The sequence below is a fragment of the Paenibacillus foliorum genome (assembly GCF_013141765.1).
Taxonomy (GTDB): domain Bacteria; phylum Bacillota; class Bacilli; order Paenibacillales; family NBRC-103111; genus Paenibacillus_S; species Paenibacillus_S foliorum.
Genome location: NZ_WHOD01000003.1, coordinates 215,757 through 221,892 on the forward strand (window position 1 = coordinate 215,757; position 6,136 = coordinate 221,892).

9 protein-coding genes are annotated in these 6,136 nt (G+C 41.2%); 2 read left to right on the plus strand and 7 right to left on the minus strand.

Going from position 1 to position 6,136, the window contains the following annotated elements:
- The first annotated feature begins 325 nt into the window (after positions 1-325).
- Both GC093_RS00870 and GC093_RS00875 read left to right on the plus strand, forming a co-directional pair.
- Positions 326-637 (plus strand): PadR family transcriptional regulator, encoded by a 312-nt coding sequence (locus GC093_RS00870; protein WP_171649949.1) that lies wholly within the window; start codon positions 326-328, stop codon positions 635-637.
- Between the two features lie 16 nt (positions 638-653).
- On the plus strand, positions 654-1,280 hold the full coding sequence (locus tag GC093_RS00875) for a DUF2812 domain-containing protein (RefSeq protein WP_171649950.1): 627 nt from the start codon (positions 654-656) through the stop codon (positions 1,278-1,280).
- Between the two features lie 13 nt (positions 1,281-1,293).
- On the opposite strand, the gene GC093_RS00880 is transcribed toward GC093_RS00875, so the two are convergent.
- From GC093_RS00880 to GC093_RS00910, 7 genes are all read right to left on the minus strand, one after another.
- Positions 1,294-1,980, minus strand: a complete 687-nt coding sequence (locus GC093_RS00880; protein WP_376768609.1) for a formylglycine-generating enzyme family protein — start codon at positions 1,978-1,980, stop codon at positions 1,294-1,296.
- Positions 1,981-2,003: 23 nt separating this feature from the next.
- A complete protein-coding gene (locus GC093_RS00885) occupies positions 2,004-2,378 on the minus strand; it encodes a DUF4180 domain-containing protein (RefSeq protein ID WP_171649951.1) in 375 nt (124 codons plus the stop codon).
- Between the two features lie 30 nt (positions 2,379-2,408).
- Positions 2,409-2,960: a TetR family transcriptional regulator C-terminal domain-containing protein gene (locus tag GC093_RS00890; RefSeq protein ID WP_246313217.1), complete on the minus strand. Its 552-nt coding sequence runs from the start codon at positions 2,958-2,960 to the stop codon at positions 2,409-2,411.
- Positions 2,911-3,156 carry a hypothetical protein gene (locus GC093_RS00895; protein WP_216624438.1) on the minus strand — a complete coding sequence of 82 codons (246 nt, stop codon included), beginning with the start codon at positions 3,154-3,156 and terminating at the stop codon, positions 2,911-2,913. The genes GC093_RS00890 and GC093_RS00895 overlap by 50 nt, the downstream gene beginning before the upstream one ends.
- Positions 3,157-3,360: 204 nt before the next feature.
- Positions 3,361-4,203, minus strand: a complete 843-nt coding sequence (locus GC093_RS00900; RefSeq protein ID WP_171649953.1) for a sugar phosphate isomerase/epimerase family protein — start codon at positions 4,201-4,203, stop codon at positions 3,361-3,363.
- Positions 4,204-4,230: 27 nt separating this feature from the next.
- Positions 4,231-5,298 (minus strand): Gfo/Idh/MocA family protein, encoded by a 1,068-nt coding sequence (locus GC093_RS00905; RefSeq protein ID WP_171649954.1) that lies wholly within the window; start codon positions 5,296-5,298, stop codon positions 4,231-4,233.
- A 25-nt stretch (positions 5,299-5,323) separates the two neighbouring features.
- On the minus strand, positions 5,324-6,040 hold the full coding sequence (locus GC093_RS00910; protein ID WP_171649955.1) for an MBL fold metallo-hydrolase: 717 nt from the start codon (positions 6,038-6,040) through the stop codon (positions 5,324-5,326).
- Positions 6,041-6,136 lie beyond the last annotated feature (96 nt).

A 6,136-nucleotide genomic window follows, 5' to 3' on the forward strand; every position in this document is an offset into this window, starting at 1 on the left:
ATGTTTGCTTATTATAGCGTTTGATTACTCCTCTTATCAACTCAAATCCGTCCAAAATTCCTTTACTCAGACTTTCAGACTTCCTCCTTCGGACTCCAACCAATAGCAAATACGAGTCTCTCCCGCTTTCATCATAACCACCCTCTTAATAGGACATCAAGTGTTTATGCTCAGTTTTCACCAAAATGCTTTTCAATTCACTAAAATGATTATCGGCATTTTTTATTATTGCCATATACAGTCTTTTTGTATATAGTGTAACTATACAGTTCAACTATATAAAGTTTGACGATATACAATTCCGTTGAATACAAGGAGGGGAAGCATGGGGAGAGATACAAATTTGCCGCTTACAGAAACCGTGTATTATATACTGTTGGCCTTGACGGAACCTGCGCACGGGTATTTGATCATGCAAAAGGTGGAGGAGTTAAGCGGCGGGCAGGTAAGAATGGCGGCTGGGACCCTTTATGGAGCGATTGAGAACCTGATGAAGCTGAAATTTATAGAGCCTGTCAGAAGTGAGGATAGTCGCCGCAAGGTTTATGTCATTACAGAAAAAGGAATGGAAATTTTGCGGCTCGACTTAGAAAGAATGAATCATATGATTCAGGTTACGAAAAGTACACTGAGATGAGAATGGGGGAACAAGAATGAGAAAATTCAAGTTCTTTACTAATTTTGACAAAGAGGAAAAATGGTTGAATGAGATGGCCAAGCAAGGTTATCAATTCAAGAAAAAATCGATTGGCTATGAATTCCAACCCTCCAAGCCCGAGAATGCAGCAATCAAAATAGATTACCGCACATTTAAAAAGAAGGCGGATTTCGAAGACTACTGTGCCCTTTTTGAAGACAGCGGTTGGAAACATATCACAGGAACGAAAAGCTCGGGGTATCAATATTTTCAGAAGGCAGATGAAAACGGAAGTGAAGATATATTTTCGGATGTCGATTCCAAAGCTGTCCGATATAAGCGGCTATCTGAAATGTGGAGCTCTTTGGCTACTTCCTTCATCCCTATTTTTGTAGTGCTAATTTCCACCGACTCTATTGATGCAGCCGCTCTGCTCAATCCGAAATTATTGTATTATACACCGGGTCTATGGGAAAAAACCGGAGAGGCTTTTTGGAGATCCTTCCTCTTTGAAACACCATTCGCATTTTTTAGAGGGTTTTTCTGGATGCTCCTGCCGATTATGATTGTTTTATACCTTATATTTGCCTTCAAAGCGAATAAGCAATATAAGCAAACACAAGAAGATAACCCTATGGAATGAATTCAATAATACTTCAATAGTGTAGTTGTTGCTTTGTTTTAATTTGGGGGCTGCTTGCAAGGCGGAATCCGAGGTCGTCGATGTAAAATGACGGGTGGCTGCGACGACGGCACGTAGCCCCACAACCCCTGGCCTCTTCAGCCCAGCTACCACCGCGAAAAATTCGATAGGAGCCGTATACTTTCTCATCATATACGTCCCAACACCACTCCCAAACATTTCCTAACATATCATACAGCCCCCATGCATTTGGTTCCTTTCTTCCTACTTCATGGATTCTGCCTCCTGAATTTTCATTATACCAAGCAATCTTATCAAGCTCTCCGTATCTATATCCTGTAGTTCCTGCCATACATGCATACTGCCATTCTGCTTCTGAAGGAAGGCGATAGCCGTCTGCTTCCCAATCACAGATGATATTTTCACCCTCATTACTTATCGAATAGAACTCTTTCAATCCAGCTTTCTGAGAAAGTAGATTACAAAAAGAAATTGCATCATTCCAAGAAATATTCACAACCGGCTTGTGATCTCCGTCAAAGGAAATCTGTGATTTTTTTGTAATAGCAAAATATAGTTCCATAGTTACAGGATATTGGGCAAGAAGGAATGGTTTTATTTCGGCCTTCCATTTACTCTTTGTTCTATCGTCTCTTAAAATTATTTCTCCGCCTGGAATTTTTACCATCGGGTAATCCATGGATCTTGGTTGCATTAGATACTCTACCTTCCTCCTAAAAAGCTCAGTTTATCAACAGCTAGCTCTTCATCGGACAAGAAAAATATATCCTTCCCTTTGTTGCATTCACCGATGAAATCATTCAAGCTCTTACTTGAATACACGGAAAAATCACCAACGATTGCAATTTTTACATGATAATTAATAAACTTTTGTAATATTTCACCGGCAAGCCTTGTTTTTAAGTTGAAAAATTCTTCGCTTATTGCTGATTTGTTCAAAATGATACGATCACAGCCTGCTTCAAAGTTTACGGTTGCTAATAAATCTAATGCCGATTGAACATCCGTTATCAGAATCTCACTGGTGCTTACAACAGCAATTTCTACATCATTTTTTATTACTTTAGTTATGTTCACAATCTTCCTCCTCCAATTAATGAATGGATATCATTCATCCTTGATAAGCCTCTTGACATAATCCTCGCAGATATATCGATTATCTTCACCATTCAAGGGCTGGATATTCGCTACTCTAAAGAAACTTAGCCCTATCACCATCGCTAGCAGTCCATAAGCGGCGCTTTTCGAATCCTCCACCTTCAGTTGCCCCAACATGTTGCCATAGTCGAAAATTTTCACAATCCCTTTAATGTCTTCCATATAAGACGCAGAAACTACTTCTTGCAAATTACGATCTAACACAGCTTTGGAGAAGAAATGAAGAAAAAGCTTTGCTTGATCTTCGTGCGGGATATACATCTTTTCAATCCCCTCAAGATCCGACACATTGATTGCCCCTTGCGTATCACTATTAGGGGGAAGGATGTGCTTCAGCGTGACATTGATCATTTTCTCAGCAGTCATTGTATGCTGAATTTCAGAATTGATCTTCAAACCATAGTAGCCTAAGAACGCCTTGAAAGCTTCGATAATCAAGTTATCCTTGTTCTTAAAGTAATAAGTTACAACGCCAACGCCACCAATCATTATCCTGTTCATCGAGTGAAACCCAGGCTACAAGTGTATTGCACTTTTTTACCCACTCACTCAAAGCGGTTGTTTTTCCATAACCAGCTTGTGAGGAGACTAGCGTCAACTTGACTTTCATTCCTTCATCAAGCTTGCTCAGGAGTCTAGGACGAGCGACCACAAAGTGTTTTACATGGGGAATATGAATTTTCGCACATATAATCATTGTAAATGCCTCCGTTATATATTTAAATGACATCTTTCTAATATTTGTATTTTTTCGTAAATATTTAATGGTATTAATCAAATTAATATACGTAGCCTATTGATTTACGTTCCCGTTTATTCCGCTTTTGCCTTCCTCGCACAATAAAAAAACCTAGCAGATCACCGCTAGGTCCTATATTGTGAAAATCTATATGTTTGTGCGTCAGCCATAATATTTCTTTAGTAACCCTTTAAGATGATACCTCATCAATATAGTCTGTTCTACAGGACTCATTCCTGCTGCTTCCTCCGCGGGACCATTCCAATATTCCATGGCTATTATTCCATCCCAACGGAGTCCTCTTAACCTTTTAATAATCGTGTCAAAATCAATTTCCCCATATTCAAATGGACATTTCGGCCAGCCAACTGCCGCCTGTCTTGCGTGCATATGTCCCGTATATTCCAACAGCTTCATGGATTCGTCTTGACTGTGACCGTTAACCTGAAAGTGTAGAAAGTCAAGGGTATACCTTAACCCAACTGCTGCTTTTGCCATCTCTACGGCCTTGGACGGTACATTCAGCAACGAGTTCTGGCTAGGTTCAACATGAAATGAAATCCCTTGATCCGAGGCGATCTGTACCATTTTCCCCAAAGTCAACGCTGCATTATCAAATGAACGTTCAAAGCCTTGTTCCTGGATTAACGTCCCTGCCGACCCCATTATACTTCGAAACCCGGCAAGACGAGCGTATTTGCAGATTTTATCGAAATTCACATACATTTTATTTCTTTTTCTAACGTCAGGCTGGCTTGTCTCTATTTTTTCAACGTCAACCCATACATTGCCCAAAAAGTATTCGGCCAGCTTAATCCCGTGTCTCCCAGACAGCTCTTTAACAAAGCTCGCCATGTTTTCCGGATTTTCAATCACATCTTCCTGACGAATCGTTCCTACGGAATCTACATCAATGAATTCAAAGCCCAATTTCTTAATAAATCCAAAAATTTCATCAGGTGTGCCGGCACCGTAATTTCTCGAATGGCAGCTGAATCCTATCATGGACTCCCCCCTCCCTAACCTTGGACATTAGTCTAACAGAATCTGTTTGCCTTTATTTTTCATGGACAGCTTAAGCGCATCCAATACCTTCATCACTACAACGCTTCTCTCGCCGTTACTGATATAGGATTCTTTACCTTCAGCAATACATTCAAAAAAATGCTTGTACATCGCTGCATGTGTTTTTCCGCATGAGATAAGCGGTCTGGTTTCCGAGAGGTGACCCGCTTCATGCTGCGTATAGATGCGTATGCAATCATCCGATTGCTCCTTATAGCATTTATTGACATCATACTTGATTAACCCCATATCTCCCTGGATGCTTACCTCATATTCTGCTGGAGCCGCTGCTGATCTCATTGCTTTATACATAAAGCTGCTGCCGTTGTCGAATTGAATCAATGCCAAAGAGCAGTCGTCTACTTCATCGGCTTCCCTTTGCTCCAACGGAATAGAGATATTGTCATATTTGTAGTAACCCACACCCGTAACAGATACCGGCTTAGGATCACCTAGAAAGAACAGCGCCCATTCCACATTGTGAGAAGCGCTTTCCATACTGATGCCGTCGCCGCCAATTGTTTTGCGTTTGGAGCTGTCTGCGCTCCTTGGATACGATCGAGTGATGCTTACGTTGAATACTTCACCCAGCTCATTATTATCGATCATCCGTTTGAACATAAGCATCTGATTTTGCAGCATGCCATTGGAGCCGACGATAAACACCTTTCCACTTTCCTTCGCAGCCTTCATTACCTCCCGCATCTCAGTTTCATTCATCGTTGCAGGCTTCTCAAGGTATACATGTTTCCCAGCCTGAAGTGCATCAATTGCAATTGTTGCATGTGTGAACGTTGGTGTACAGATAGAGACCGCATTGATCTCGTCCATCGCAAGAAGTTGTTTATAATCTTCAAACGCATACGGAATAGTTAGATCTTCAGCTATTTTAGCCGCAAGTCCCGGCTTAGCGTCAGCTACCGCTAACAGCTGTACATGAGGATTATTAATAGAAGAGATCGATGGAATATGTCTTTGTACCGTAACTTTTCCCATACCAATGATCCCAAGTCTTATCTGTTTATTACTATGCATACCTAGTCATCTCCCTTAACTTAATTTATTGTAATGTCGGAATGGAAGGGCTGCGAAGCTCAATGAGTCCGGTTCGATAGCCTCGTCTCAAGAGAAACGTTGCATTCCGCAAGCACGGCTGAAAATGCCCCCCTAACACTGCATCCGCTTCCATTTTGGACAAACGATTTAGTGATTTTAAATAGAGACCTGCATCAAAATCCTCAGCTACTGTAACTCCCAGTTTAGGTTGGCCATTTGGACCGGACATGACCGTATCTCCAGTGAATAAAATCACTTTGCCATGATTAATTAGCTTATAAATGACAGAACCACGAGAATGTCCAGGCGTATGAATAATTTCAAAAGAAAGTCCAGCGATTGTTATAACGTCTCCGTCCTTTACTTTCACATCAACAGGACATGGAACAAAATTTTGCTTATAGGAATAATATAGGGTCCTCTCATCCCCTAGCTCTATGCCCTCCGCATCACCTGCACCGGCAATTAATTGGGTACCCTTCTTGCTGAAGATATGGGCGTTGCCGCAATGGTCAAAATGGGAATGGGTAAGCAGCAGATGACTGACCGGATAATGGTCCAACCCCCATGATGCCAAATTGTGTTCGATCAGCTTATAGTCTTCATCCCCAGTCCCACAATCTATCATCACGATGGACTCTTGTCCCATGACAGCGTAAACATTAGACGACACGCCATAGGGCTGGCCACTTAATAAATAGACATCCTTCATTATCTGCATAAGAAGTCCCCCATCTTCCATTCAATTATTTACCAAGTATAACCCAGTTATTTCATCGAATACTACTATTACACCAATAAAAAAGGAGTGATTACC

Bases quoted from the DNA above. Each gene is read 5' to 3' on its own strand.
- GC093_RS00890 (WP_246313217.1), bottom strand. From the start codon at position 2,960: ATGAACAGGATAATGATTGGTGGCGTTGGCGTTGTAACTTATTACTTT.
- GC093_RS00895 (WP_216624438.1), bottom strand. From the start codon at position 3,156: ATGATTATATGTGCGAAAATTCATATTCCCCATGTAAAACACTTTGTG.
- GC093_RS00900 (WP_171649953.1), bottom strand. From the start codon at position 4,203: ATGATAGGATTCAGCTGCCATTCGAGAAATTACGGTGCCGGCACACCT.
- GC093_RS00875 (WP_171649950.1), top strand. From the start codon at position 654: ATGAGAAAATTCAAGTTCTTTACTAATTTTGACAAAGAGGAAAAATGG.
- GC093_RS00905 (WP_171649954.1), bottom strand. From the start codon at position 5,298: ATGCATAGTAATAAACAGATAAGACTTGGGATCATTGGTATGGGAAAA.
- GC093_RS00910 (WP_171649955.1), bottom strand. From the start codon at position 6,040: ATGCAGATAATGAAGGATGTCTATTTATTAAGTGGCCAGCCCTATGGC.
- GC093_RS00880 (WP_376768609.1), bottom strand. From the start codon at position 1,980: ATGGATTACCCGATGGTAAAAATTCCAGGCGGAGAAATAATTTTAAGA.
- GC093_RS00870 (WP_171649949.1), top strand. From the start codon at position 326: ATGGGGAGAGATACAAATTTGCCGCTTACAGAAACCGTGTATTATATA.